Annotated in this window: 21 protein-coding genes; 10 read left to right on the top strand and 11 right to left on the bottom strand. The window is 60.7% G+C overall.

What is annotated here, in order from left to right:
• Nucleotides 1-135: 135 nt before the first annotated feature.
• Nucleotides 136-786 (bottom strand): RNA pyrophosphohydrolase, encoded by a 651-nt coding sequence (locus tag AXG89_RS03350; protein ID WP_062000294.1) that lies wholly within the window; start codon nucleotides 784-786, stop codon nucleotides 136-138.
• Nucleotides 787-1,014: 228 nt separating this feature from the next.
• On the opposite strand from AXG89_RS03350, the gene AXG89_RS03345 reads away from it, so the two are divergent.
• Nucleotides 1,015-2,763, top strand: a complete 1,749-nt coding sequence (locus tag AXG89_RS03345) for a proline--tRNA ligase (protein WP_062167967.1) — start codon at nucleotides 1,015-1,017, stop codon at nucleotides 2,761-2,763.
• Nucleotide 2,764: 1 nt separating this feature from the next.
• Nucleotides 2,765-3,376, top strand: a complete 612-nt coding sequence (locus AXG89_RS03340; protein WP_062000292.1) for a MarC family protein — start codon at nucleotides 2,765-2,767, stop codon at nucleotides 3,374-3,376.
• 116 nt (nucleotides 3,377-3,492) lie between these two features.
• Here the strand turns inward: AXG89_RS03340 and AXG89_RS03335 are convergent, their stop codons facing one another.
• Nucleotides 3,493-4,044 carry a hypoxanthine-guanine phosphoribosyltransferase gene (locus AXG89_RS03335; protein WP_062000291.1) on the bottom strand — a complete coding sequence of 184 codons (552 nt, stop codon included), beginning with the start codon at nucleotides 4,042-4,044 and terminating at the stop codon, nucleotides 3,493-3,495.
• A gap of 148 nt (nucleotides 4,045-4,192) precedes the next feature.
• The gene (gene ffh / locus AXG89_RS03330; protein WP_062167966.1) at nucleotides 4,193-5,560 is read right to left on the bottom strand and encodes a signal recognition particle protein; all 1,368 of its coding nucleotides are present in this window, start codon (nucleotides 5,558-5,560) and stop codon (nucleotides 4,193-4,195) included.
• A gap of 119 nt (nucleotides 5,561-5,679) precedes the next feature.
• Here ffh and AXG89_RS03325 point away from each other — a divergent pair, with 119 nt between their 5' ends.
• The 4 genes from AXG89_RS03325 to AXG89_RS03310 all read left to right on the top strand — a co-directional run bounded on the left by AXG89_RS03325 (nucleotide 5,680) and on the right by AXG89_RS03310 (nucleotide 11,103).
• A complete protein-coding gene (locus AXG89_RS03325; protein ID WP_062000289.1) occupies nucleotides 5,680-6,603 on the top strand; it encodes a cytochrome C assembly family protein in 924 nt (307 codons plus the stop codon).
• Between the two features lie 57 nt (nucleotides 6,604-6,660).
• Nucleotides 6,661-6,987: a PP0621 family protein gene (locus tag AXG89_RS03320; RefSeq protein ID WP_062167964.1), complete on the top strand. Its 327-nt coding sequence runs from the start codon at nucleotides 6,661-6,663 to the stop codon at nucleotides 6,985-6,987.
• A complete protein-coding gene (ampD, locus tag AXG89_RS03315; protein WP_062167961.1) occupies nucleotides 6,984-7,577 on the top strand; it encodes a 1,6-anhydro-N-acetylmuramyl-L-alanine amidase AmpD in 594 nt (197 codons plus the stop codon). Before AXG89_RS03320 ends, ampD begins: the two co-directional genes overlap by 4 nt.
• 511 nt (nucleotides 7,578-8,088) lie before the next feature.
• On the top strand, nucleotides 8,089-11,103 hold the full coding sequence (locus AXG89_RS03310; protein ID WP_062167959.1) for a ribonucleoside-diphosphate reductase subunit alpha: 3,015 nt from the start codon (nucleotides 8,089-8,091) through the stop codon (nucleotides 11,101-11,103).
• A gap of 142 nt (nucleotides 11,104-11,245) precedes the next feature.
• Here the strand turns inward: AXG89_RS03310 and AXG89_RS03305 are convergent, their stop codons facing one another.
• Nucleotides 11,246-12,643 (bottom strand): MFS transporter, encoded by a 1,398-nt coding sequence (locus AXG89_RS03305; RefSeq protein WP_062000285.1) that lies wholly within the window; start codon nucleotides 12,641-12,643, stop codon nucleotides 11,246-11,248.
• A 90-nt stretch (nucleotides 12,644-12,733) separates the two neighbouring features.
• On the opposite strand from AXG89_RS03305, the gene AXG89_RS03300 reads away from it, so the two are divergent.
• The 4 genes from AXG89_RS03300 to AXG89_RS03285 all read left to right on the top strand — a co-directional run bounded on the left by AXG89_RS03300 (nucleotide 12,734) and on the right by AXG89_RS03285 (nucleotide 16,149).
• The gene (locus tag AXG89_RS03300) at nucleotides 12,734-12,952 is read left to right on the top strand and encodes a DUF3820 family protein (RefSeq protein WP_062000284.1); all 219 of its coding nucleotides are present in this window, start codon (nucleotides 12,734-12,736) and stop codon (nucleotides 12,950-12,952) included.
• 686 nt (nucleotides 12,953-13,638) lie between these two features.
• Nucleotides 13,639-14,910 carry a ribonucleotide-diphosphate reductase subunit beta gene (locus tag AXG89_RS03295; RefSeq protein ID WP_062167957.1) on the top strand — a complete coding sequence of 424 codons (1,272 nt, stop codon included), beginning with the start codon at nucleotides 13,639-13,641 and terminating at the stop codon, nucleotides 14,908-14,910.
• A 177-nt stretch (nucleotides 14,911-15,087) separates the two neighbouring features.
• Nucleotides 15,088-15,402, top strand: coding sequence for a hypothetical protein (locus AXG89_RS42960; RefSeq protein WP_082771328.1), 315 nt, complete (start codon nucleotides 15,088-15,090; stop codon nucleotides 15,400-15,402).
• 30 nt (nucleotides 15,403-15,432) lie between these two features.
• Complete coding sequence (locus tag AXG89_RS03285; protein ID WP_062167954.1) at nucleotides 15,433-16,149, top strand: histone H1-like repetitive region-containing protein; 717 nt, start codon at nucleotides 15,433-15,435, stop codon at nucleotides 16,147-16,149.
• A 198-nt stretch (nucleotides 16,150-16,347) separates the two neighbouring features.
• Here AXG89_RS03285 and AXG89_RS03280 read toward each other — a convergent pair whose 3' ends face one another.
• The 7 genes from AXG89_RS03280 to accB form a co-directional block, all read right to left on the bottom strand.
• Entirely contained in the window at nucleotides 16,348-16,824 is a 477-nt protein-coding gene (locus AXG89_RS03280; RefSeq protein ID WP_062167952.1) for a glycine zipper 2TM domain-containing protein, read from the bottom strand.
• A 76-nt stretch (nucleotides 16,825-16,900) separates the two neighbouring features.
• Nucleotides 16,901-17,836, bottom strand: coding sequence for a carbohydrate kinase family protein (locus tag AXG89_RS03275; protein ID WP_062167950.1), 936 nt, complete (start codon nucleotides 17,834-17,836; stop codon nucleotides 16,901-16,903).
• Nucleotides 17,837-18,053: 217 nt separating this feature from the next.
• Nucleotides 18,054-18,554, bottom strand: coding sequence for a thiol peroxidase (gene tpx / locus AXG89_RS03270; protein WP_062167948.1), 501 nt, complete (start codon nucleotides 18,552-18,554; stop codon nucleotides 18,054-18,056).
• Nucleotides 18,555-18,658: 104 nt separating this feature from the next.
• The gene (locus AXG89_RS03265; protein WP_062167946.1) at nucleotides 18,659-19,957 is read right to left on the bottom strand and encodes a zinc-ribbon and DUF3426 domain-containing protein; all 1,299 of its coding nucleotides are present in this window, start codon (nucleotides 19,955-19,957) and stop codon (nucleotides 18,659-18,661) included.
• A 45-nt stretch (nucleotides 19,958-20,002) separates the two neighbouring features.
• The gene (gene prmA, locus AXG89_RS03260) at nucleotides 20,003-20,905 is read right to left on the bottom strand and encodes a 50S ribosomal protein L11 methyltransferase (protein WP_062167944.1); all 903 of its coding nucleotides are present in this window, start codon (nucleotides 20,903-20,905) and stop codon (nucleotides 20,003-20,005) included.
• A gap of 15 nt (nucleotides 20,906-20,920) precedes the next feature.
• The gene (accC, locus tag AXG89_RS03255) at nucleotides 20,921-22,303 is read right to left on the bottom strand and encodes an acetyl-CoA carboxylase biotin carboxylase subunit (RefSeq protein ID WP_062000277.1); all 1,383 of its coding nucleotides are present in this window, start codon (nucleotides 22,301-22,303) and stop codon (nucleotides 20,921-20,923) included.
• 171 nt (nucleotides 22,304-22,474) lie between these two features.
• Complete coding sequence (gene accB / locus AXG89_RS03250; protein WP_062170248.1) at nucleotides 22,475-22,960, bottom strand: acetyl-CoA carboxylase biotin carboxyl carrier protein; 486 nt, start codon at nucleotides 22,958-22,960, stop codon at nucleotides 22,475-22,477.
• Nucleotides 22,961-23,070: the final 110 nt, after the last annotated feature.

Here is a 23,070-nt window from a genome sequence, read left to right as displayed (position 1 = left end):
CTGAGGTTGATGCAGCAGCGACTGCAAATCGACTGCAAATGGTTTGAGCCTCACGACGCCTGGGGCCCGTCTCCAACGCTGCACGAAAAAAAAGCGGCGCGCGTTGCCGCGCCGCCGCTTTGGATGACACACGTCCTAATCCCGCGAAGGACGTTGTGCGTAGATATGCAGCTCTTCGGTCACTGAACATTCTGCCTGAATGACCTGACCGTTGGCAGAAACGGTCGCGTCCTCCATGGTCATGCTCCCAATCACGCGCGGATACCGATTCGCATGACGCGCCAAATGTTCCGCGCGCTCGGCACGCACGGCGGCGCGCCTCAGGAAGCGAGAAAGTTCTGTGAGCGCAAGCTGATAAACATCACGCTTGAACTCGATCACCGCGTCGAGCGGGACCCAATATTCGTTCCACCGCCAGGCATCGAATTCCGGATGATCAGTCGCACGCAAACAAATGTCACAGTCGCGGCCAACCATGCGTAACAAAAACCAAATCTGCTTTTGTCCGCGATAATGACCGCGCACTTCGCGCTTGATGAACTTGTCCGGCACCTCATAACGCAGCCAGTCGCGGGTTCGACCCACGACCTTGACGTGTTCCGGCAGCAAACCGGTTTCTTCGTGTAACTCCCGATACATCGCTTGCACAGGGGTCTCGCCGTACTTGATGCCCCCTTGCGGAAACTGCCAGGAATGTTCACGCAGCCGCTTGCCCCAAAACACTTCGTTGTGCGCGTTCAAGAGGATGATGCCGACGTTCGGGCGAAAGCCTTCACGATCCAGCATACAACCACCTTCGAATCCTTTAAAATTGCTTTGATTATAAACAGATAACGGGCCTGGCGCACCGGCACGAACCCGAATCCAGCGTTCGTTGCGTGTGGGCGTTGAGGCGGGCGCGCTTTGGTCTTCGCCCCGCATCGCTGTCCCGTCGTTCACTCGTTCCGCACGTTCAGCACGATTGGGCGCTCACCGCCCATTCAATCGACGCGCTCCGCTTTGGAAGATTTTTGAATGAAAGCATCCCGTTTCTTTATCGCCACCCTGAAAGAAGCCCCCACCGACGCAGAAATCGTCAGCCATCAGCTCATGGTTCGCGCAGGCATGATCCGCCGTGTCGCCGGCGGCATTTACAGCTATCTGCCTATCGGTCTGCGTTCCATTCGCAAGGTGGAAGCCATCGTGCGCGAAGAAATGGATCGCGCTGGCGCGCTCGAATTGCTGATGCCCGCGGTGCAGCCCGCCGAACTTTGGCAGGAGTCGGGTCGTTGGGAGCAATACGGGCCGGAATTGCTGCGTATCAAGGATCGTCACGACCGCGATTTCGTGGTCGGCCCGACGCACGAAGAAGTGGTGACGGACATTGCGCGCCGCGAGATCAAGAGCTACAGGCAATTGCCGGTCAATTTCTATCAGATCCAGACGAAATTCCGCGATGAAATCCGCCCGCGTTTCGGCGTGATGCGCGGCCGCGAATTCATCATGAAGGACGCGTATTCGTTCGATCGCAACCAAGCGGGTCTTGCCGAGTCGTACAAGAAAATGTTCGATGCCTACGCGCGGGTGTTCTCGCGCATCGGCCTGGAATTCCGTGCGGTCGCGGCAGATAACGGATCGATTGGCGGCAGCGGTTCGCATGAATTCCACGTGATCGCCGACACCGGCGAAGACGCGATTGCGTACAACCCGGCATCGGATTACGCGGCGAACATCGAAGCGGCAGAGGCGTTGCCGCTGAACGCCACCCGTGCGGCGCCGGCCGAGGAAATGAAGAAGACTGCAACACCGGGCAAGGCGAAGTGCGAGGCCGTGGCCGAGTTGCTGAACATTCCGCTGCAACGGACCATCAAGTCGATCATCCTCGCAACCGAAAACGAAGGCGCCGAGGCGACCATCTGGTTGCTGATGCTGCGCGGCGACCATTCGCTCAACGACATCAAGACGGGCAAGCTGCCGGGCTTGTCGGGTTACCGGTTCGCCACGGAAGCGGAGATCATCGATACCTTCGGCACGCCGCCCGGGTATCTCGGCCCGATCAACACGAAGAAGCCGGTCAAGGTGATCGCGGACCGCACGGTCGCGAACATGAGCGATTTCGTGGTCGGCGCGAACGAGGTGGACTATCACATCACCGGCGTGAACTGGGGCCGCGATCTGCCGGAACCGGTCGTGGCGGACATCCGCAATGTGCTGGCGGGCGATCCTTCGCCGGACGGCAAGGGTGCGCTCGAAATTTGCCGCGGCATTGAAGTGGGCCACGTGTTCCAGCTCGGCACGAAGTATTCGGACGCCATGGGCGCGACGTTCCTCGATGAAAACGGCAAGCCGGCCAAGATGCTGATGGGCTGTTACGGCATCGGCATCACGCGGGTTCTGGGTGCGGCGATCGAACAGAATTTCGATGCCAAGGGCATCATCTGGCCGGAATCGATCGCACCGTTCGAAGTCGTGCTCTGCCCCATGGGCTGTGACCGCAGCGAGGCCGTGCGCGAGCAGGCCGACAAGCTGTATGCAACGCTGCAGGCGGCGGGTATCGACGTGATCCTGGACGATCGCGGCGAGCGGCCGGGTGTGATGTTCGCAGATTGGGAGCTGATCGGCGTGCCGCATCGGCTGGTGATCGGTGATCGCGGGCTGAAGGAAGGCAAGCTCGAATACCAGGCACGACGCGACGCAGAAGCGACGTTGTTACCGGTCGATGACGCCGCGAATGTGGTGATCGAGAAGGTACGAGCCGCGCTGGCGGGTGGAGTGACGAAGTAACGTGCAGTACAACTTCCTCTCGGCGACGGTGCTGCTGATCCTGATCACCGATCCGCTCGGCAACATCCCGATCTTCATCAACGCGTTGCGTGGTGTGGCGAAGGAGCGCCGGCGGGTTGTGATCCTGCGTGAAGTCGCGATCGCGTTCGGGATCTTGCTGCTGTTCATGCTGGTCGGCGACCGCTTTCTTCGCGCGATGAGCCTGACAGACTTGTCGCTGCGGCTGGGTGGCGGGATCGTGCTGTTCCTGATCGCGCTGCGAATGATCTTCCCGCATCCCGATGGCCCCATGGGCGGCGATTCGCGCGGCGGTGAACCGCTGATCGTGCCGCTGGCCATTCCGGCGCTCGCCGGTCCGTCGGCGTTGGCGACCGTGATGCTGCTGACATCGCAGGCGCCGGGGCAGATGTGGGAATGGATCGGCGCGCTGACCGTGACCATGTTCGTCTGCGCGATCGTGCTGGTCATGGCCGAGAAGATTCAGCACTGGCTCGGCGAACGCGCGGTGACGGCGTTCGAAAGGCTGATGGGACTGGTGCTCGTGTCCATATCCGTCGAAATGATCCTGACCGGGATTCGGACCTTCGTACATCAACTGGCGGCGAACGGCTGATTTCGTTGCTGCCAATAAGACAGAAGGCCGTTTCAACTTGAGTTGAAACGGCCTTTTTCACTTTCTGCTGCAATGGCCGTTCGGCCGGTCACGCGCCTTCAATCACGCGCCTTCAATCATGCACCTTCAGTCAGTGCCCGGATGGTCGGCAGGTTACGCCAATAGCCTTTCGCGTCCATGCCGCAGCCGAACACGTAACGGTCGGGGACTTCGAAACCGCAAAAATCCGGACGCAGCGGTTTCTCTTTGCTGATGAGCTTCTCGCAGAGCACCGCCGAGAGGAATTTCTTCGCGCCCATTGCCATGATCCGGTCGCGGATGGCGGCCATGGTTTCGCCTTCATCCAGGATGTCGTCGAGTACGAGCACCACGCGATCCTTCACCGCCTCCGCCGGCGCCACGCGCCATTCCATCTTGTCGCCGCCCTTGGTCGTGTTGCGGTAGCGCGTCAAATGGATGTAGTCGAACTCGAGCGGGAAGTCGAGATGCGGCAGCAGCATGCCGGTGAACACCGCCGCGCCGCCCATGACGGACAGCACGAGCGGAAATTCTTCGCCGGTGCTCGCGCCGATGGCTTTCGCCATGTTGACGATCGACGCGGTCACGTCCTGCGCCGAAACAATCTCTTCGGAGTGGCTGAAAATGTGGAGTGCTTCTTCGCGGTTCATAGGGCAGGCGGGGAGGGTATGAGGCTAAAAAGGAGCGACGAGGGCGCCAACGCTCAGGCGCGCGCCACGACATGATAAACCCGAGTTCCTCGATGAAACCCGGGCCGATCGAATCAAAGCCGATTGTCGGACAAAAAAAGATGAGCGCTTAGCGCATGCCCGGCATCATGCCTTTCATGCCGCGCATCATTTTCTGCAGATTACCGCCCTTCAGCTTTTTCATCATGCCGCGCATTTGCTCGTACTGATTCAGCATGCGGTTCACTTCCTGCACTTGCACGCCCGCGCCCGCGGCGATCCGGCGTTTGCGCTGCGCCTTGATGAGGTCGGGTTTCGCACGCTCCGCAAGCGTCATGGAATTGATGATGCCTTCCATGCGGCGCATCTGCTTTTCAGCGATACCCATGTTCGCTCCCGCCGCAGCTTGCTGGAATTGCGCCGGCAGCTTGTCCATCAGCGACGACAAACCGCCCATGTTCTTCATCTGCGCGAGTTGGGCGCGGAAGTCGTTCAGGTCGAAATCGCCGCCTTTCTTGACCTTGTCGGCGAGTTTTTGCGCGGCAGCGCTGTCCACGCCTTTCTGCGCTTCCTCGACCAGGGCGAGAATGTCACCCATGCCGAGAATCCGGTTCGCCATGCGATCCGGGTGGAACACTTCCAGGCCGTCGAGCTTTTCGGCGACGCCTACGAACTTGATCGGCTTGCCGGTCACGTGGCGCACGGAAAGCGCCGCGCCGCCGCGGGAATCGCCGTCGAGCTTGGTGAGCACCACGCCGGTCAGCGGCAGGGCGTCACTGAACGCCTTGGCCGTATTGACCGCGTCCTGGCCGAGCATGGCGTCGACTACGAACAGCGTTTCCGCCGGTTTCAGGATGCCGTGAAGCTCGGTGATTTCCTTCATCATGGCTTCGTCGATACCGAGCCGGCCGGCCGTATCGACGATCAGCACGTCGTGGAAGTGGCGTTTCGCCCAATCCACCGCCGCCCGCGCAATGTCCGCCGGTTTCTGATCCGGTTCCGACGGGAAAAAGTCCGCGCCAACCTGTTCGGTCACCGTTTTCAACTGCGCGATAGCAGCCGGTCGATACACGTCGACCGACACCGTCAGCACCTTTTTCTTGTGCTTTTCGCGCAGCAGCTTGGCGAGCTTGCCGGTCGTGGTGGTCTTGCCCGCACCTTGCAGACCGGCCATGAGTATGATTGCAGGTGGCGTGACGGCAAGATTCAGCTCGACCGCCTTGCCCTCATAATCCCCGCCGATGATCGCCGTCAGCTCGCGCTGCACCACGCCGACCAGCGCCTGACCCGGCGACAAGCTTGAGATCACCTCTTCGCCAAGCGCCTTTTCCTTCACCTTGGCGATGAATTCGCGCACGACCGGCAGCGCAACGTCGGCCTCGAGCAGCGCCAGGCGTACTTCGCGCAGCATTTCCTGCGTGTTAGCCTCGGTGAGCCGGGCTTCGCCGCGCAGCGTCTTTACGACGCGCGCCATCCGTGTAGTGAGTGTGTCTAGCATGGGAGCGTGTGAGAGTGCGGCCGGTAAGTGTCGGTAACTAAGCGATAACGGCGTCTCGGCAGCCCTTTGCGAGAAGGGGGAAGACGTCGCGGCCTCGGGGCCTGGTGTAAACTTCAATCATGGATATTGTACTGTATGCCCTCACTGCGCTTCTCTACGGCGGACTTGCCGTAGCGGGCTGGCGCGCGCATCGCGACACGTCGGTCGAACCGGCGCTCGCCGGCATGCCGGCGGGTGCCCGTGTGGGCAGCTCCATGGATAGCGGGCGGGTATCGAAGGCGTCGGGCATGAGTTCCATGGGGCGCGTGCTGCTCGGCGTAGCGTTGCTTTTGCATGGCGTGCTGCTGCACACCACCATCTTTCCTCAGAACGCGATGGTGTTCGGCTTCGCGTTTGCGCTCTCCGCCATGTTCTGGCTGGGTGCGGGCATCTACTGGATCGAAAGTTTCTTCTTCCCGCTCGACGGCTTGCGGCTGCTCGTATTGCCGCTCGCGTGCGTCGCGTCGGTGATGCCGCTGTTCTTCGGCGGCGTGCGCGTGTTGCCGTATTCGGCCGCGCCCATGTTCAAGCTGCACTTCCTGATCGCCAATATTGCGTATGGATTGTTTGCCATCGCGGCGCTCCACGCCATCCTCATGTTGATGGTCGAAAGGCGATTGCAGAACATGCGCGGCACGGCGACGCGGCATACATCGAATAGCTGGGTATCGAGCTGGCTCGATACCTTGCCGCCGTTGCTCACGCTCGAAAAATTATTGTTTCGCCTGATTTCGGCGGGGTTCGTGCTGTTGACGCTCACGCTGATCTCGGGCGTTGCGTTCAACGAACAACTCGTCGACAAGGCGTTCAGGCTCGATCACAAGACGGTGTTCGCGATTCTGTCGTGGTTGATGTTCGGCGCTTTGCTGACCGCCCGCCGCGTCTCCGGTTGGCGTGGCCGCGCTGCGTTGCGCTGGGTGCTCGCGTCGTTCGTGGCGCTGCTGCTTGCGTATGTGGGCAGCCGCTTTGTGTTCGAAGTGCTGCTGCATCGCGCGGTCGTCTGACGCGTTCGCCCCGGCTTCGCGTCTATTGCTTCTTCTGCTTCGTCTATTACTAAGCTCATGCGCCAAATCATCCTTCTCATATTTGTGTTCTTCGCGAGCCAGTGGCTTTTCAAAAAGCTCAAGCGCGCCCAGGCTGCCGCCGGCGGTGCGCAGGCCGGCGCGGGTAATGGTGCCGGCAATGGCAATGGCACTGGCAGTGCGCGGGCCTCTCGCGGTCCTTCGGCCTCCAGCGCGCCGCAACTTCCCGATGCACTCGTGCGTTGCGCCGAATGCGGCGTGCATACGCCGAGCAGCGACGCGGTCGTCGCGGCAGGCCACCGCTTCTGCTCCGTCGACCACGCTCAACGTCACGCCGCGCGCCCGACAGGCCGCGACGCACGATGAACGAAGCAGGTTTCATCGGCGAGGATGGATGGTATTCATCAGCGCGCCGGTTGCCGTCGCCCAACTTTGAAGTGCGTCCGGGCAGCATTGAACCGACGCTGATCGTGGTTCACAACATCAGCCTGCCGCCCGATGACTTCGGCGGCAGCGCGATCACCGAGCTCTTCCAGAACCGTCTCGATCACGACGCCCATCCGTACTACGACCAGTTGCGCGGCATGCGCGTCTCGTCGCATTTCGTCATTCGCCGCGACGGCGTGGTCGAGCAATATGTCTCGTGCAACGAGCGCGCGTGGCACGCGGGGTTATCGAATTTCTTCGGGCGCGAACGCTGCAATGATTTTTCGGTGGGCATCGAGCTGGAAGGCAGCGACACAAGCCCGTTCGAAGATGCCCAGTACGCGTCGCTCGACGAGGTGGTCCGCGCGACCATGCAGCGTTATCCAATCGACGCCTTCGCCGGCCATTCGGACATTGCGCCGGGCCGCAAGACCGATCCCGGTCCGCACTTCGAATGGTCGCGGCTGCAACACGGTTGTGAACTTCCTCTTCAGTACTTTCCCTATCTCGCCAACGCGCGCACTGCTTGACATCCCTGTCTTTCATTTTGCAGCGCAGCGCATTAAATCATTACAAGCTCGCGAGCCCTTGCCCGACTTTGGCATTCGAAAAGTCAAGCCCGGTTAGTCGATTCCTCAGCAAATAAAAGTTTTTGAGACTGTGCGGAATGTCACTATACTTGGTGCTCAGAGACGTAAATCGCACTATATGTTGTGTTGTCAAGGCGGCGCCCTGCTCACAGAGCCGGCGCCGCATGCTTGTGCGGCCATAGAACAAGACGCCGCATAAGCAACTGATTCGCCGCGTGAAAATCGCCGGCGAGTCGGGTTGAAACACTCGGGGGCAGATAGGCGTAGTGAGTGATTTACCATCGCGATCTTATTGATCGCAGCGGCAATTTCCCAAGCTGACCATTCTCAATTTCATCGTCGTGCGCGGGCGGCATGAGCAGCATCCAGCAGTAAAAAGCTAGCCAAGCGCGCACGGCACGCATCTCAATCCGCGGACGTTCCGCACCATCGAACACCAGGAGATTTGCACATGCAAACCACCGACAACGCCACGATTTCCTACGAAGGCGCCTACCAGCGGCCCACCGGCGCGCAGGCTCAACAGCCGAACGCGCTCGCGCCGGACGCCACGCTGGCCGACTACAAAGTCATACGTCGTAACGGGACCGTGGTGTCGTTCGAGCCGTCGAAGATTTCCATCGCCGTGACGAAGGCATTCCTTGCCGTGAACGGAGGTCAGGGCGCAGGTTCGGCCCGTGTGCGCGAGCTCGTTGAACAACTGACGCACAGCGTCGTACGCGCGCTGGTGCGCAGCCGTCCGAACGGCGGCACGTTCCATATAGAAGACATCCAGGATCAGGTCGAACTCGCGCTGATGCGCGGCGGCGAGCACAACGTGGCGCGCGCTTACGTGCTGTATCGCGAGAAGCGCACGCAGGAACGCGCTCACGCACCGGAAACGCGTGCGAACGCGCTCGGCATCAACGTGATCGACAACGGCGTGTCGCATCCGCTCGACCTCGACGCATTGAAGGCGCGCATCAACGAAGCGTGCGTGAACCTCGGCAGCGAAGTGAACGCGGACCCGATCGTCGCGGAGACGGTGAAGAACCTGTATGACGGCGTGCCGATGGCGCAAGTCTACGACTCGGCCATTCTCGCCGCGCGCACCATGATCGAAAAGGACCCGGCGTACAGCCAGGTCACCGCACGCATCCTGCTGCACACCATCCGACGCGAAATCCTGGAGGAAGACGTCTCGCAAGGCGAAATGTCGACGCGCTACGCCGAATACTTCCCGCTGTTCATCAAGCAGGGCGTGGAAGCGGAACTGCTCGACGAGAAGCTCCAGCAGTACGACCTGAAGCGCCTGGGCGCCGCACTCGATGCCGACCGCGACCTGCAATTCGGCTATCTGGGCCTGCAGACGCTGTATGACCGCTACTTCTTGCACAACGAAAACAAGCGCATCGAACTGCCGCAGGCGTTCTTCATGCGCGTTGCAATGGGCCTGGCGCTCAACGAGATCGACCGCGAAGCACGCGCTATCGAGTTCTACAACGTGTTGTCGAGCTTCGACTTCATGTCGTCCACGCCGACGCTGTTCAACTCGGGCACGCGCCGTTCGCAGTTGTCATCGTGCTATCTGACGACGGTCGCCGACGACCTCGACGGCATCTACGAAGCGCTGAAGGAAAATGCGCTGCTCTCGAAGTTCGCGGGCGGCCTGGGCAACGACTGGACGCGCGTGCGTGCGCTTGGTTCGCACATCAAGGGTACGAACGGCAAGTCGCAAGGCGTGGTGCCGTTCCTGAAGGTCGTGAACGATACCGCCGTCGCGGTGAACCAGGGCGGCAAGCGCAAGGGCGCGGTGTGCGCGTACCTGGAAACGTGGCACCTGGATATCGAAGAATTCCTGGAACTGCGCAAGAACACGGGCGACGACCGTCGCCGCACGCATGACATGAACACGGCGAACTGGATTCCCGACCTGTTCATGAAGCGCGTTCACGAAAACGGCGACTGGACGCTGTTCTCGCCGGCCAACACGCCGGATCTGCACGACCTGTTCGGCGCAGCGTTTGAAAAAGCCTACGTGGCGTACGAAGAAAAAGCGGCGCGTGGCGAACTCAAGCTGTTCAAGAAGGTTCCGGCCGCGCAACTGTGGCGCAAGATGCTGGGCATGCTGTTCGAAACGGGTCACCCGTGGATCACGTTCAAGGATCCGTGCAACATCCGTTCGCCGCAGCAGCACGTGGGTGTCGTGCATTCGTCGAACCTGTGCACGGAAATCACGCTGAACACCAGCGACACTGAAATCGCCGTATGTAACCTCGGCTCTGTGAACCTCGTCGCGCACATGACGAAGCAGGCCGACGGCACGCTGGCGCTCGATCACGAGAAGCTCAAGCGCACGGTCAGCGTGGCAATGCGCATGCTCGACAACGTCATCGACATCAATTACTACGCCGTTGCCAAGGCGCGTAATTCGAACCTGAAGCATCGTCCGGTCGGCATGGGCATCATGGGCTTCCAGGACTGCCTGCACTTGCTGCGCACGCCGTATGCATCGAAGGAAGCGGTCGAATTCGCCGATACGTCGATGGAAGCGGTCTGCTACTACGCGTACTACGCATCGACGGAACTGGCGCAAGAGCGCGGCCGTTATTCGAGCTATCGCGGTTCGCTGTGGGATCGCGGCATTCTGCCGCAAGACTCGCTGAAGCTGCTGGCGGCCGAGCGTGGCGGCTACGTGGAAGTGGACGAAAGCGCGTCCATGGACTGGACCGAGCTGCGTTCGCGCATTGCAACTTATGGCATGCGCAACTCGAATTGCGTGGCGATTGCACCTACTGCGACGATTTCGAACATCATCGGCGTGTCGGCGTGTATTGAGCCGACGTTCCAGAATCTGTACGTGAAGTCGAATCTGTCGGGTGAATTCACGGTCGTGAACGAATACCTGGTGCGTGACCTGAAGGAACGCGGCCTGTGGGACGAAGTTATGGTCTCCGACCTGAAGTACTTCGACGGCACGCTCTCGCGGATTGACCGGGTGCCGGCCGATCTGCGCGCCATCTACGCCACTGCGTTCGAACTGGACGCAACCTGGGTCGTGGAAGCGGCATCGCGCCGCCAGAAGTGGATCGACCAGGCGCAGTCGCTGAACATCTATATGGGCGGCGCATCGGGCAAGAAACTGGACGAGGTGTACAAGCTCGCGTGGCTGCGCGGCCTGAAGACCACGTACTACCTCCGCACCATGGCCGCCACGCACGTCGAGAAGTCGACTGTGGCTCACGGTCAGTTGAACTCGGTGCCGTCGGGCAGTTCGGACAACGGCGCGGGCGGTGCGGGTGGTGCTTCGGGTACGAACGGCAGCGGCTTCGGCACGCAGGGTTCGCACGGGTCATCGACGGGTGGTTTCAATGCGGCGGCAGTCGCGGCGCCAGCGGTGGCAGCGGCTGAGCAGGAAGCCGATGGTCCGGTTTGCATGATGCGTCCGGGCGATGCCGGGTTCGACGAATGCGAGGCTTGCCAGTAAGAAGATGCAGGCGACGGGTTGCAGATGGCCCGTCGCTAATAAGTACAGTAGTTAGTAGAGGCCGGTACGGATATGGTTGTTCTTCCTGGTCAGGAAGTGGCGGCCGGATTCGATACCGGCCTTTTCCATTTGTACTCGCCGCTTACCCTCGCGTTCCACGCGAGATCTCATGCCCGGCATCACGGGAAAGCTTCGCGGTAATGGGAATCGAAAGAAACGAAAACATGCCGACAACCACGAACGCCGGCCAGAAGTCCGACCAGACCATCTGCGGATGGCCTTGCAGATCGTGAGAGATCTGCAGCGCGATCCCGCCGACCGTCACGCCCAAGCCCAGCGAAACCTGCTGGATGAAACTGCCGAGACTCGTCGCGCGGCCCACATCGCGGCTTTCGATTTCTGCGTAGGTCAGCGAGTTGAGGCTCGTGAATTGCAGCGCCGGGAAGAATCCGCCGAGCAGCACGACCGCCCAGATGAGCCACGTCGGCGTGCCCGGATAGAACATGCCGCACGCCGCGATCGCGATGCCGGAGAGCGCGGCATTCACCATCAGCGTCTGCCGGAAGCCGAAGCGGTGCAGCACGCGCGAGGCCAGCGAGCGCATGAACATGCCGCCAACCGCGGACGCGCATGTGATCGAGCCCGACTTGAACGCGCTCATGCCGAGTCCCTCCTGCATGGCGAGCGGCAGCAGGAACGGCACGGCGCCCAAGCCGATACGAAACAGCGACCCGCCGACCACGCTCGCCTGGAAGGTCGGCACGCGCAGGAAGCTCAGATCGAGCAGTGGCAACTTGATGCGCCGCGAGTGGAGAAAATAGAGCACGAGGAAAACCACGCCGCCGAGCGCCATGCCCGCCGCGACCCGATCCGTGACCAGTTCGCCGCCGATCAGCGAGAGTCCGAGCAGGAACAACGTGCCGCCCATCGCCGATAAAAAGAAGCCAAGCCAGTCGAGCGGCCCCGGATGCGCCTCGCGCACATTCGCAATGTACTTGTTCGTGAGGTAGATCCCGGCAATACCGATCGGGATGTTGATGAAGAAAATCAGGCGCCAGTGCAGGTACGTCGTGATGAACCCGCCGAGCAGCGGACCGACCGCGGGACCGAACATGGCAGGCAGCGACAGGTAGTTCATCGCCCGGATGAACTCCGAGCGGCGCACCGAGCGGAAGATGATGATCCGCCCGACCGGGACCATCATCGCGCCGCCGACGCCCTGCACGAAACGCGCGAGGGTGAAGGGAATCAGCGAGGTGGACGCCGCGCACAAGATGGAGCCGGCCACGAAGATGCCGATGGCAAGACGAAAGATGGTGCGCGCGCCAAAGCGGTCGGCGACCCAGCCGCAGATCGGAATGAACACGCCGAGGCCGAGCACATAACTCGTGACCGCAATCTTTAGCGTTACAGGATCGCGGCCGAAAGCTTTGGCCATTTCGGGGATCGCGGTGACGATGACGTTGGCATCGACGCTTTCCATGAACATCGCACACGCGACGATGAGAGGGGCAACGAAAGCTTTGATGGCTAGCGGCATGGAGAACGGAAGGGGATCTCTTCGCGGCGGGAGTTGCGATTATGGCATCGATATCATGGCAGCGACATTCGAAACACAAGGAGCACGACGATGGACCCCGAAGATCTGCAGCGTCTCGTCACGCAAAAAATGCCTTACGGAAAGTACAAGGACCGCTTGCTTGCGGACCTGCCCGGTCACTATCTCGCGTGGTTTGCGCGTGAGGGTTTTCCTGCAGGACAGCTCGGCCGGCTGCTCGCCCTGATGCACGAAATCGATCACAACAATCTGCGTGAACTGCTCGTGCCGCTGCGAGACAAACGTGCGTGAGCGCAGTGCTGAGCAAGGCTTCGAGGCTTGATTTTCCGGCCCGGATTGCCGCTTGCACGATGCGCAGACTTGTACTATAGGTAGTTTGTAACTGACTCGAAGACCCAAGATTTTGTGTTTTTAACCTTTGCGATGAAGGCGGCGAGTGCTACACTTTCACCATGGAAACACGACGCGAAAGCGCCTTGTTTCCACTGCGGGACAGGCGGGAATCGAAGGCGCTGAAGCAGCGCTCGATCGATCAAGAACGTGTCGCGCAAGCGTGTCGTCCGAGGTGAGTTTCAAAGCTTTGCTTGTGTGCATCGCGAAGATCGACTTAACTGAATGAACGCGTTGCGCATCGTACGAACCCGCAACAGATCCACACGCATCAACATGCAGGCGAGCCAGGATTTTCATCGAAGGCAATTGAAGTTCGAATGCAACGAAAGTCACTGGACGTCACGCTTCAAACGACACATGCAAGACGATTCGCAGCAACGCATCACAACGCTGTGAAGTGCATGAAAGCGCACTGCTTCGAACACGCTCAGCAGCATCTCGCTTGAAGCTTCAAGCAGTGAGATGAACGCAAAGTGTTGTATGCAAGTAGCAGCGTCAACACGAAAACAGGATTTTTATGAGCAAGCTCTTTTATCGCTCATGGAAAGATGGTACAAACCGATCTAAATTGATGGTGAGAATTTATGCTCAACTGGGATGACGAGACCACTGCCGTAACTCCCTCGAACGGTTCGCAACACAACACGTTGCGTAACCCGGCAGGCCAGGTTGCCGACGTCAGTCAGGCATCACGTGCAGCCGCTCCGAGCGCTGCGCATGCTGCAGGTCATGGCGTTCTTCAAACTGCCCATCAAACGCCAGTAGGCGCGAACATTTTTGCGAGCGACTTCGTTGCTCCCGCTGCACCGAGCGCCAGCGACATCGCGGCTGCAAGTGCGAAGCGGGTGAATGTAGCGGACAAGCGCATCATCAACGGCAAGACCGACGTGAACCAGTTGGTGCCGTTCAAGTACAAGTGGGCGTGGGAAAAGTATCTGGCGGGTTGTGCAAACCACTGGATGCCGCAGGAAGTGAACATGTCGCGCGACATCGCGTTGTGGAAAGATCCGAATGGTCTCTCCGACGACGAGCGCCGCATCGTGAAGCGCAACCTCGGTTTCTTCGTGACGGCGGATTCGCTGGCGGCGAACAATATCGTGCTCGGCACGTATCGCCACATCACCGCGCCCGAGTGCCGCCAGTTCCTGCTGCGCCAGGCGTTCGAGGAAGCAATCCACACGCACGCGTATCAGTACATCGTCGAATCGCTGGGTCTGGACGAGAGCGAGATCTTCAACGCGTATCACGAAGTCGACTCGATTCGTGCGAAGGACGAGTTCCTGATTCCGTTCATCAACACGCTGACTGATCCGGCATTCACCACGGGTACGCTCGAAGCGGACCAGAAATTGCTGAAGTCGTTGATCGTGTTTGCTTGCGTGATGGAAGGGCTGTTCTTCTACGTCGGCTTTACACAGATCCTGGCGCTGGGTCGCCAGAACAAGATGACAGGCGCGGCAGAGCAGTATCAATACATCTTGCGCGACGAGTCGATGCACTGCAATTTCGGTATCGACCTGATCAACCAGATCAAGCTTGAAGAGCCGCAATTGTGGACGCCGGAATTCCGCGCGGAGATCCGCGAGATTTTCCAGCAGGCTGTTGAACTCGAGTACCGGTATGCAGAAGACACGATGCCGCGCGGCGTGCTCGGTCTGAATGCATCCATGTTCAAGAGCTACTTGCGCTTCATCTGTAACCGTCGATGCCAGCAGATCGGCCTCGACACGCTGTTCCCGAACGAGGAAAACCCGTTCCCGTGGATGAGCGAGATGATCGACTTGAAGAAGGAACGCAACTTCTTCGAGACGCGAGTAATCGAGTATCAAACTGGCGGCGCGTTGACCTGGGAATAAACGGCAAAGCGAATCGACGTCAGCCGCGGCAATGGACGCATTGCCGCGAAGAATGAGATGCAGACCAGGCGCCGATTACGGCGCCGAGTAGACGGGTAAATAGCAAACCGGTGTTCTCGCGTGCGAAACGCGATTGTGCGCGCGCCGGTCCAACAGGTTTAGGAGAACGGTCGCCTGATGCAAAGTGCGCCTTGTGGCTCGACAGCCCATATAGATGACAGGCGTTTTGCGGACCCTTCAGTGGGACGGGCAAACTTCCCCCCGAAATATGCCGTCGGCAGTGCCGACGGCACGATCAAGCGATTGCCGGCACCGTCTCAAGGTGCTGACTTAATTCGGCGCGTGGTGCCTTCTGGCACCGCGCGCCTTGCCGTATTCATTAGCGTAAGCAGGCTCCATCAGCGTACGCCGATGAATAATCCGCTTCGCAGCGTGCGTCCTGAGAAGCCCACGCGGGAAGCGGGTTTTGACGAAGGGTGTTGTTTGAACTGACTCTCATCTTGAAACCTGAAGGAGAAAATGATGGCATTAGCCAAGAAATCCGTCGCAAAGAAGGCTGCAGCAAAACCGGCTGTTAAGAAGACGGCTGCCAAGAAGGCAACGGTAGCGAAGAAGGCGCCGGCAGCCAAGAAAGTAGCCGCCAAGAAAGTTGCAGCCAAGAAAGTCGCAGTGAAGAAGGTCGCGGCGAAGAAGGTTGCAGCGAAGAAGGTAGCTGCCAAGAAGGCACCGGCGAAGAAAGTTGCAGCCAAGAAAGTTGCAGTGAAGAAGGTTGCAGCGAAGAAGGCGCCGGCGAAGAAGGCCGCTGCCAAGAAGGCGCCTGCGAAGAAGGCTGCTGCCAAAAAGGCGCCTGCTAAAAAGGCTCCTGCGAAGAAGGCCGCTGCCAAAAAGGCGCCTGCTAAAAAGGCTGCTGCCAAAAAGGCGCCTGCTAAGAAGGCACCTGCCAAAAAGGCGGCCGCCAAGAAGGCTGCGCCCGCCAAGAAGGCTACCCCTGCTGCGAAGAAGGCCGCCCCTGCTGCGAAGGAAGCTGCAGCTCCCGCTCCTGCCGCAGCCCCCGCTGCAGCGCCTGCTCCGGTTGCAAAGAAGGCTCCGGCCAAGAAGGCTGCCGCTGCAAAGAAGACGACTGCTGTAGCACCGGCAACGACGGCAACGACCCCCGCAGCGCCGGCTCCGGCTGCAACGGTCAAGACGGCGTTGAACCCGGCTGCTGCATGGCCGTTCCCGACGGGCAGCCGTCCGTAAGCGCAGGTGGTAATGCAGTAATTCGGCACACGCTCTGTGTGTCGCGGCCGCGTGGTGCTGCGCGGTCCCGACCCGCTGTCCGGTTTATATCGGCGGCGGGTTTTTTTATGGGCGAAAAAAAACGCATGCGCCCGAAGGACCATGCGCTTTCTCCAGCGCCGGCACAACCTGTTCGATCGCGCCGACGCGTCATCAACTTCAGTGGGTGACGCGCGTCACACCGCCGCTCGACAACAGGCGGACACGTTCGCCGGCCTGGAACACTTCGCCGGTTGCGGTTTGCGTGATGGCGCGCATGTCGCCGTTATCAAGTCGCACGGTGATCTCTAGTCCGTTTTGCGTGGCGACACCGTTTTCAACAGCGTTACCCGCGACTGCGCCTGCGATACCACCAACGATACCCGTCAGGATCGAGCCACGTCCGCCGCCCAGCGCGCTGCCGGCCACTGCACCCAACGCACCGCCGCCGATAGCACCAAGGCCACTCGGCTGGCCGTTGTTCGAGCTGATCTTCACGCCGCGCACGCTGTCGACGGTGCCCATGCGGACCGTCTCTTCGCGTTGCGCCTGCGATGCCGTGTACACGTCCGGCGAGCTGCTGTTGTAGGCGCATCCCGTCACGAAGACGCTGCTAACCAGCGCTGCTGCCAGCACTACTCGGTTTGTCGTGTTCATTCTTCACCCCTGCTAATTACTGCCGGCCGCCGTTTTTGAATAGCAGCCGGCCACGTCGTGTTTCATTGCTTCACGCTCAAAGCGCCATGCCGAACGCCGACTCGAAACGCTCGGCGATCTCAGCGCGCGTGGGCGCGTAGGTCTGTGGTCCCTGATGTTCGATCTTCAGCGATCCCATCAGGCTTGCGAGACGACCGGTTTTCGCCCAGCCCAGCTTGTTCTCGATGCCATAAAGCAAGCCGCCGCGGAATGCATCGCCGCAACCGGTTGGGTCGATGATCTGCTGCGCCTTCACAACCGGGATTTCTTCGATACCGTCAGCGTGCAGGATCTGCGCGCCGTGCTCGCCGCGCGTGATGATCAATGCGTCGACGCGGATCAGAATTTCGTCGATAGACCAGCCGGTCTTGTTGCTCAACAATTTCGCCTCGTAGTCGTTGACCGCCACGTATGTGGCAAGTTCAATCATGCGACAAAGCTCCACACCTTCGAGAATCGGCAGGCCCTGGCCCGGATCGAAGACGAACGGGATGCCCGCCGCCGCGAGTTCTTCAACGTGCTGGCGCATGCCGTCGGCGCCATCCGGTGCGACGATCCCAAGCGTGATGCCCTTCGTTTCTCCGGCATGATTCAGGTGCGAATCCATCATGGCGCCGGGGTGGAATGCGGTGATCTGGTTGTTCGCCAGATCGGTCGTGATGAAGCACTGCGCTGAGTGCTGGTCGGGCAGGACACGCACGTATTCGCGCGACAAACCCAGTGCATCGAAGCGATCGAGGTAGAGCTGGGCATCGGCTTCACCGAGCGTCGCCATGATCTTTGCATCGCCGCCGAGCAACTGCAGTGCATAGGCAATGTTGCCCGCGCAGCCGCCGAAGTTGCGCCGCATCGTGGGGACCAGGAAGCTGATGTTCAACTGATGCACCTGGTCCGGCAGGATGTGGTCGCCGAAACGGCCCTGGAACGTCATGATGTTGTCGTAGGCGAGCGAGCCGCAGATGAGCGTAGACACTGGCGAAATTCCTGAAAATGATGGTAAAGGTGCGCGCAGGTGAAGGTTCCTGAGCACTGTGCATGCCCGGATGATGGCGCTGCGCATTCGTTGCGTTGCTCGTTGCGCGTTTCTCGTTATTCAACGCCACGAATGCACATGCCGCTGACTTCTGATGTCATGCATTGCCGGCGAGCAACGTTTTCATTCCTCGCCGGCGTCCCGCAAATTCTTCTGCTTACTTCAACGCGGCCAGCGCTGCGTCGTAGTTCGGCTCGTTCTTGATTTCCGGCACGAGTTCCGAGTACAGCACCTTGTCGTTTTCATCGATAACCACGACCGCGCGCGCCGTCAGGCCCGTGAGCGGACCGCTCGTGACATCGACGCCATACGCCTTGGCGAAATCATGGCTGCGAAATGTCGAAGCCGTCACCACGTTCGCGATGCCTTCCGTCGTGCAAAAACGCGACGCTGCAAACGGCAGGTCGCCGGAAACCACCACGACGACCGTGTTGTCGAGGCCGGCTGCGGCTTCGTTGAACTTGCGCGTGGACGTGGCGCACGTGGGCGTATCCAGGCTCGGTACGATGTTCAGCACCTTGCGCTTGCCGCCGAAGCTCGCGAGCGTCAGGTTGCCGAGGTCCTTGCCGACCAGCGTGAAATCGGCTGCTTTTGCGCCGGCAGACGGGAAGGTGCCGGCGACTTCGATCGGGTTGCCGCCGAGGGTAACTTGGCTCATGTCTACTCCAGAATGGGTCTGATGGTCAGGGATTGAGCGCGTCGTCCGGCCAGAAGGGACGGGCGGCGCGCACGGAGACAACGACTAACTAAGAGTGAAGCGCGTCAGGGGTAGAAAATCTGCACGCGATAATTCGCCGCAACGGCGTCGCCGGTATCGAGCCGGACGATAACCGGTTGCGTGCTGCGAGCGCCGAGGCCCGCGCCGATCTGCGTTCCCGGCCGCGCGTAATCCTGCGGCCAGAGCACACGGCGGATCGCGACGTTGTTCTTGTCGTCGAGCAGCGTGAGTTCCAGCGCCGGATACGCAATGGCGAGGTCGAAGCGATTGCGCAGCGACAGTTTCAGTTCGAGCTTGTGCGATCCATCCACCTGACGCAGGCCGGAATTCTCGATCTGCAATCCATCGATATCGCGCGGCGGCGCAACCGTGCAGCCAATCTGCTCGCACGCCTGCGCGAACAGCGGTTGCGATGCCGGCCAGTAGACCATGACGGTTTCACGCTGCCACCACGCGACTTGTGCGACGAGCGCGACAAGCAGCACGAGCGCAATCAGTGAGCCGATGATCTTCCAGGCCATTCCCGAGCGCGTAGCCGGCCGCGTTTCACGGGTGACGGGGAAGGGCTCGGCAGGAGGAGGGACGGCCGATGCCGGACGGCCGAAGCGCGGTTCGTCGTCGGCGTGGGGATCGTCGTCGGGTTCTTCGGCCCACGGATGCGGAGTTTCGGCGCGTCGCGGCGCGGGCTTCTCCGGTTCGTCACGGGGCGCTGTCCGTCCGACAAACGGCTCGGTACGCGACTCGTGCAATGCTTCATTTTCCGTCCGGCCGATAAAAGGATCGACGCGCCTTGTCGGCTCGGGCTCCACTCGGTCAATGAACGGGTCGTTACGGCTGGGGGTGTTTGGTTCGGCTCGCGTCTGCGGACGATTGACTTCATGCCACGGCGATTCTGTGCGGCCATCACCCGGGAAATCGCTCGCGTCGCGCGTACGTGACAACGCTTCGGCTTGCGCCGCAGCCAATCCGGCGAACGGTTCTTCCTCCGGCACGGCGTGCGCGGGGTTTGCCGCCAAATCTTCCTCAGCTTGAGGCCCGAGCGCGGTATCCGGGATGAACGGGTGCAGCGAAATGCCGAGCGCCTCGTCCTTGCCGCCGGCGACTTCCGCGCTCGACTTTTCCGCCCACGGACTTGCCGGATCGACCCCGTAGTTCGGAACGGGCGTAGCCGCGGCCGCCGCCTGCGCGGTCATCGCAATGGCATCGCGGTCGAATTGATAATGCGCGGCATCGAAAATTTCCTGGCAATGACCGCAGCGCACGCGGCCGTCGTGCGGCGCGAGCAGATGCGGGTCAAGGCGGAAAACCGTATCGCAGTGGGGACAGCGGGTAGCCAGCGCCATAGTTAGCCGAAGGCCAGAGGCCAGTAGAAGGACGATGGCGCTATTCTAAAGGCTTTCGCGGCGGGTACCGGCAAGACATACCCATCCTTCGTGCTCGCGCCATACGCTGATGTCGATCCAGCGCGCGTAGACGGCCGCAACTTCGTCGGCCTGACGCGCGAGAATGCCCGACAGCGCTATGCGTCCGCCCGGTTTCACGCGGGTGGAAAGCATCGACGCCATCAGTTTCAGCGGGTTCGACAAGATGTTCGCCACGACGATATCGAACTGTCCTTCGGGCAGGTCGGCGGGCAGGCCGTAGGTCACTTCCGCGTGATTGCGCTCGCTGTTCTGGCGCGCGGATTCGACGGCTTGCGGATCGATATCGATACCCACCACCGGATTTGCACCGCATTTCTTCGCAAGAATCGCGAGGATGCCGGAACCGCAACCGTAGTCGAGCACGGACTGGTTTTCGAACACCGACTGCTCGATCCACTCCATGCAAAGCCGAGTGGTCGGATGGCTGCCGGTGCCGAATGCGAGGCCCGGATCGAGTTCGAGCACGAGCGCGTCGGGTTCGGGCGCGTCGTGCCATGACGGCACGACCCAGATCCGTTTGCCGATGGGAATCGGATCGAACTGGGATTGTGTGAGGCGTACCCAGTCCTGGTCTTCAACGTCGCGCAACGTGAACGAAGGCGTGTCCTTCAAGCCGATTTCATTGGCCGCTGCCGCAAGCAGCACGGCGGGATCGGCGTCATTGGAAAGCAGCGCAACCACGCGCGAACGGTTCCACGCTTTCTGATCCGGCGTGAGGCCGGGCTCGCCGAACAGGGGTTGCTCGTCGGGGGTATCGGCGTCGGCGTCTTCCACCGATACCGACAGCGCGCCCAGTTCCAGCAGCGCATCCGACAACGCTTCCGCGTGTTCCCGGTCCAGCTCGGCGATCAATTCCCGGTAGCTCATCTTTTGCTGCCTTACTTATAGTGCTGCGTCTTCCGCGGCGACGGCAGCTGCCGCCTTGCGCGCGGCGAGCTTGTTTTCGAGGTAGTGAATGCTCGTGCCGCCTTCGACGAACTTGGCGTCGATCATCATCTCGCGATGCAGCGGGATGTTGGTCGAGATGCCTTCCACCACCATCTCCGACAACGCGATACGCATGCGGTTGATCGCCTGCTCGCGCGTCGCGCCGTACGAGATCAGCTTGCCGATCATCGAATCGTAGTTCGGCGGAACGAAATAGCCGTTGTACACGTGCGAATCGACGCGAATCCCCGGACCGCCCGGCGCGTGCCACGACGTGAGGCGTCCCGGCGACGGCGTGAACTTGAACGGATCTTCCGCATTGATCCGGCATTCGATCGCGTGGCCGCGGAACTGGATGTCCTTCTGGCGGAACGCGAGCTTTTCGCCGGCGGCAATACGAATCTGTTCCTGAACGATATCCACGCCCGTGATCAGCTCCGTCACCGGATGCTCGACCTGCACGCGCGTGTTCATTTCGATGAAATAGAACTCGTTGTTCTCGTACAGGAATTCGAACGTGCCGGCACCGAGATAACCCATCTTCTTGCAGGCGTCGGCGCAGCGATCGCCAATCCGGTCGATCAGGCGGCGCGGAATGCCCGGCGCCGGCGCTTCTTCGATTACCTTCTGGTGACGGCGTTGCATGGAGCAATCGCGTTCACCCAGCCAGATTGCGTTACGGAACGAATCGGCGAGGATCTGGATTTCGATGTGCCGCGGGTTCTCCAGGAATTTTTCCATGTAGACCTGCGGGTTGCCAAACGCGCGGCCGGCTTCTTCGCGGGTCATGTTCACCGCGTTCACCAGCGCCGCTTCCGTGTGCACCACGCGCATGCCGCGACCACCGCCGCCGCCTGCCGCCTTGATGATCACCGGATAACCCACTGCGCGCGCAATCTTCACGATTTCCTTGGGATCGTCGGGCAACGCGCCTTCAGAACCCGGGACGCAGGGCACGCCGGTCTTGATCATCGTCTGCTTGGCGGAGACCTTGTCACCCATCATGCGGATCGTTTCGGGGCGCGGTCCGATAAACGTGAAGCCCGACTGCTCGACACGTTCCGCGAAATCCGCGTTTTCGGACAAGAAACCGTAGCCCGGGTGGATCGCTTCAGCGTCGGTGACTTCTGCCGCGCTGATCAGCGCCGGCATGTTGAGGTAGCTGAGGTTGGACGGAGCCGGTCCAATACACACGGCTTCGTCGGCCAACTTCACGTATTTTGCTTCTTTATCGGCTTCCGAATAGACGATGACCGTCTTGACGCCGAGTTCGCGGCACGCGCGCTGGATTCGCAGCGCGATTTCACCACGGTTCGCAATGAGGATTTTTTCAAACATAGCAAGGTTTCGACTCATCGATGGACCGCCGGGACAAGGGTCCGTGGCGTTCCTGGGAGATCGGCGGCGCGTCTCGGCCGTTGTCTGTCTGACAGACGTGGCGAGCGCCCGAGTGCTGCGTTTCACCGGGCGCGCGTGCTGCGTGCGACGCCTCTATTGAAGCGCGGGAGATCAATCGCCGATTACAAAGAGCGGTTGGCCGTACTCGACGGCCTGACCGTTCTCGACCAGGATTTCCTTCACGACGCCCGACTTGTCCGACTCGATTTCGTTGAGCAGCTTCATGGCTTCGATGATGCAAAGCGTCTGCCCTTCCTTGACCGTGTCGCCCACTTGCACGAACGCGTCTGCGCCCGGCGACGGCGCGCGGTAGAACGAGCCGACCATCGGCGAGGTGACCACGTGGCCTTGCGGCACGACGGCAGCCGGCGTAGCCGGTGCGCCTGCAGCAGCGCCGCCGGCGCCTGCATCGCCGGACTGGCTGTACTGCGGCACCTGGCCCATCTGGCCTTGCGGCATGTACTGCGGGGCCTGCATGTAGACCGGCGCGGCATTCTTGACGATGCGAACCTTGCCTTCGCCCTCGGTCACTTCGAGTTCCGAGATACCGGATTCCGAGACGAGGTCGATCAGCGTTTTTAGTTTACGAAGGTCCATCGAAAATTCCCCTTTCAATGCTTGGTGACCGGGAGCTTTTCCCGGTGCTTGACTTGGTTTTTGGGTGCCGCCGACGGGTGCGTCCGTTGGCGCTTCTGACACTGGCTCCG

This window comes from Burkholderia sp. PAMC 26561 (assembly GCF_001557535.2).
GTDB lineage: Bacteria > Pseudomonadota > Gammaproteobacteria > Burkholderiales > Burkholderiaceae > Caballeronia.
This window is presented reverse-complemented; position numbering and strand designations above follow the sequence as displayed.

What these genes read in the sequence shown, in the direction of transcription:
- AXG89_RS03285 (WP_062167954.1), top strand. Translation starts at nt 15,433, where the DNA reads ATGGCATTAGCCAAGAAATCCGTCGCAAAGAAGGCTGCAGCAAAACCG.
- accC (WP_062000277.1), bottom strand. Translation starts at nt 22,303, where the DNA reads ATGTTTGAAAAAATCCTCATTGCGAACCGTGGTGAAATCGCGCTGCGA.
- prmA (WP_062167944.1), bottom strand. Translation starts at nt 20,905, where the DNA reads ATGAGCTACCGGGAATTGATCGCCGAGCTGGACCGGGAACACGCGGAA.
- ampD (WP_062167961.1), top strand. Translation starts at nt 6,984, where the DNA reads ATGAACGAAGCAGGTTTCATCGGCGAGGATGGATGGTATTCATCAGCG.
- AXG89_RS03310 (WP_062167959.1), top strand. Translation starts at nt 8,089, where the DNA reads ATGCAAACCACCGACAACGCCACGATTTCCTACGAAGGCGCCTACCAG.
- AXG89_RS42960 (WP_082771328.1), top strand. Translation starts at nt 15,088, where the DNA reads ATGCAAAGTGCGCCTTGTGGCTCGACAGCCCATATAGATGACAGGCGT.
- ffh (WP_062167966.1), bottom strand. Translation starts at nt 5,560, where the DNA reads ATGCTAGACACACTCACTACACGGATGGCGCGCGTCGTAAAGACGCTG.
- AXG89_RS03325 (WP_062000289.1), top strand. Translation starts at nt 5,680, where the DNA reads ATGGATATTGTACTGTATGCCCTCACTGCGCTTCTCTACGGCGGACTT.
- AXG89_RS03300 (WP_062000284.1), top strand. Translation starts at nt 12,734, where the DNA reads ATGGACCCCGAAGATCTGCAGCGTCTCGTCACGCAAAAAATGCCTTAC.
- tpx (WP_062167948.1), bottom strand. Translation starts at nt 18,554, where the DNA reads ATGAGCCAAGTTACCCTCGGCGGCAACCCGATCGAAGTCGCCGGCACC.
- AXG89_RS03320 (WP_062167964.1), top strand. Translation starts at nt 6,661, where the DNA reads ATGCGCCAAATCATCCTTCTCATATTTGTGTTCTTCGCGAGCCAGTGG.
- AXG89_RS03335 (WP_062000291.1), bottom strand. Translation starts at nt 4,044, where the DNA reads ATGAACCGCGAAGAAGCACTCCACATTTTCAGCCACTCCGAAGAGATT.
- AXG89_RS03280 (WP_062167952.1), bottom strand. Translation starts at nt 16,824, where the DNA reads ATGAACACGACAAACCGAGTAGTGCTGGCAGCAGCGCTGGTTAGCAGC.
- AXG89_RS03265 (WP_062167946.1), bottom strand. Translation starts at nt 19,957, where the DNA reads ATGGCGCTGGCTACCCGCTGTCCCCACTGCGATACGGTTTTCCGCCTT.
- AXG89_RS03350 (WP_062000294.1), bottom strand. Translation starts at nt 786, where the DNA reads ATGCTGGATCGTGAAGGCTTTCGCCCGAACGTCGGCATCATCCTCTTG.
- AXG89_RS03295 (WP_062167957.1), top strand. Translation starts at nt 13,639, where the DNA reads ATGCTCAACTGGGATGACGAGACCACTGCCGTAACTCCCTCGAACGGT.
- AXG89_RS03345 (WP_062167967.1), top strand. Translation starts at nt 1,015, where the DNA reads ATGAAAGCATCCCGTTTCTTTATCGCCACCCTGAAAGAAGCCCCCACC.
- accB (WP_062170248.1), bottom strand. Translation starts at nt 22,960, where the DNA reads ATGGACCTTCGTAAACTAAAAACGCTGATCGACCTCGTCTCGGAATCC.
- AXG89_RS03305 (WP_062000285.1), bottom strand. Translation starts at nt 12,643, where the DNA reads ATGCCGCTAGCCATCAAAGCTTTCGTTGCCCCTCTCATCGTCGCGTGT.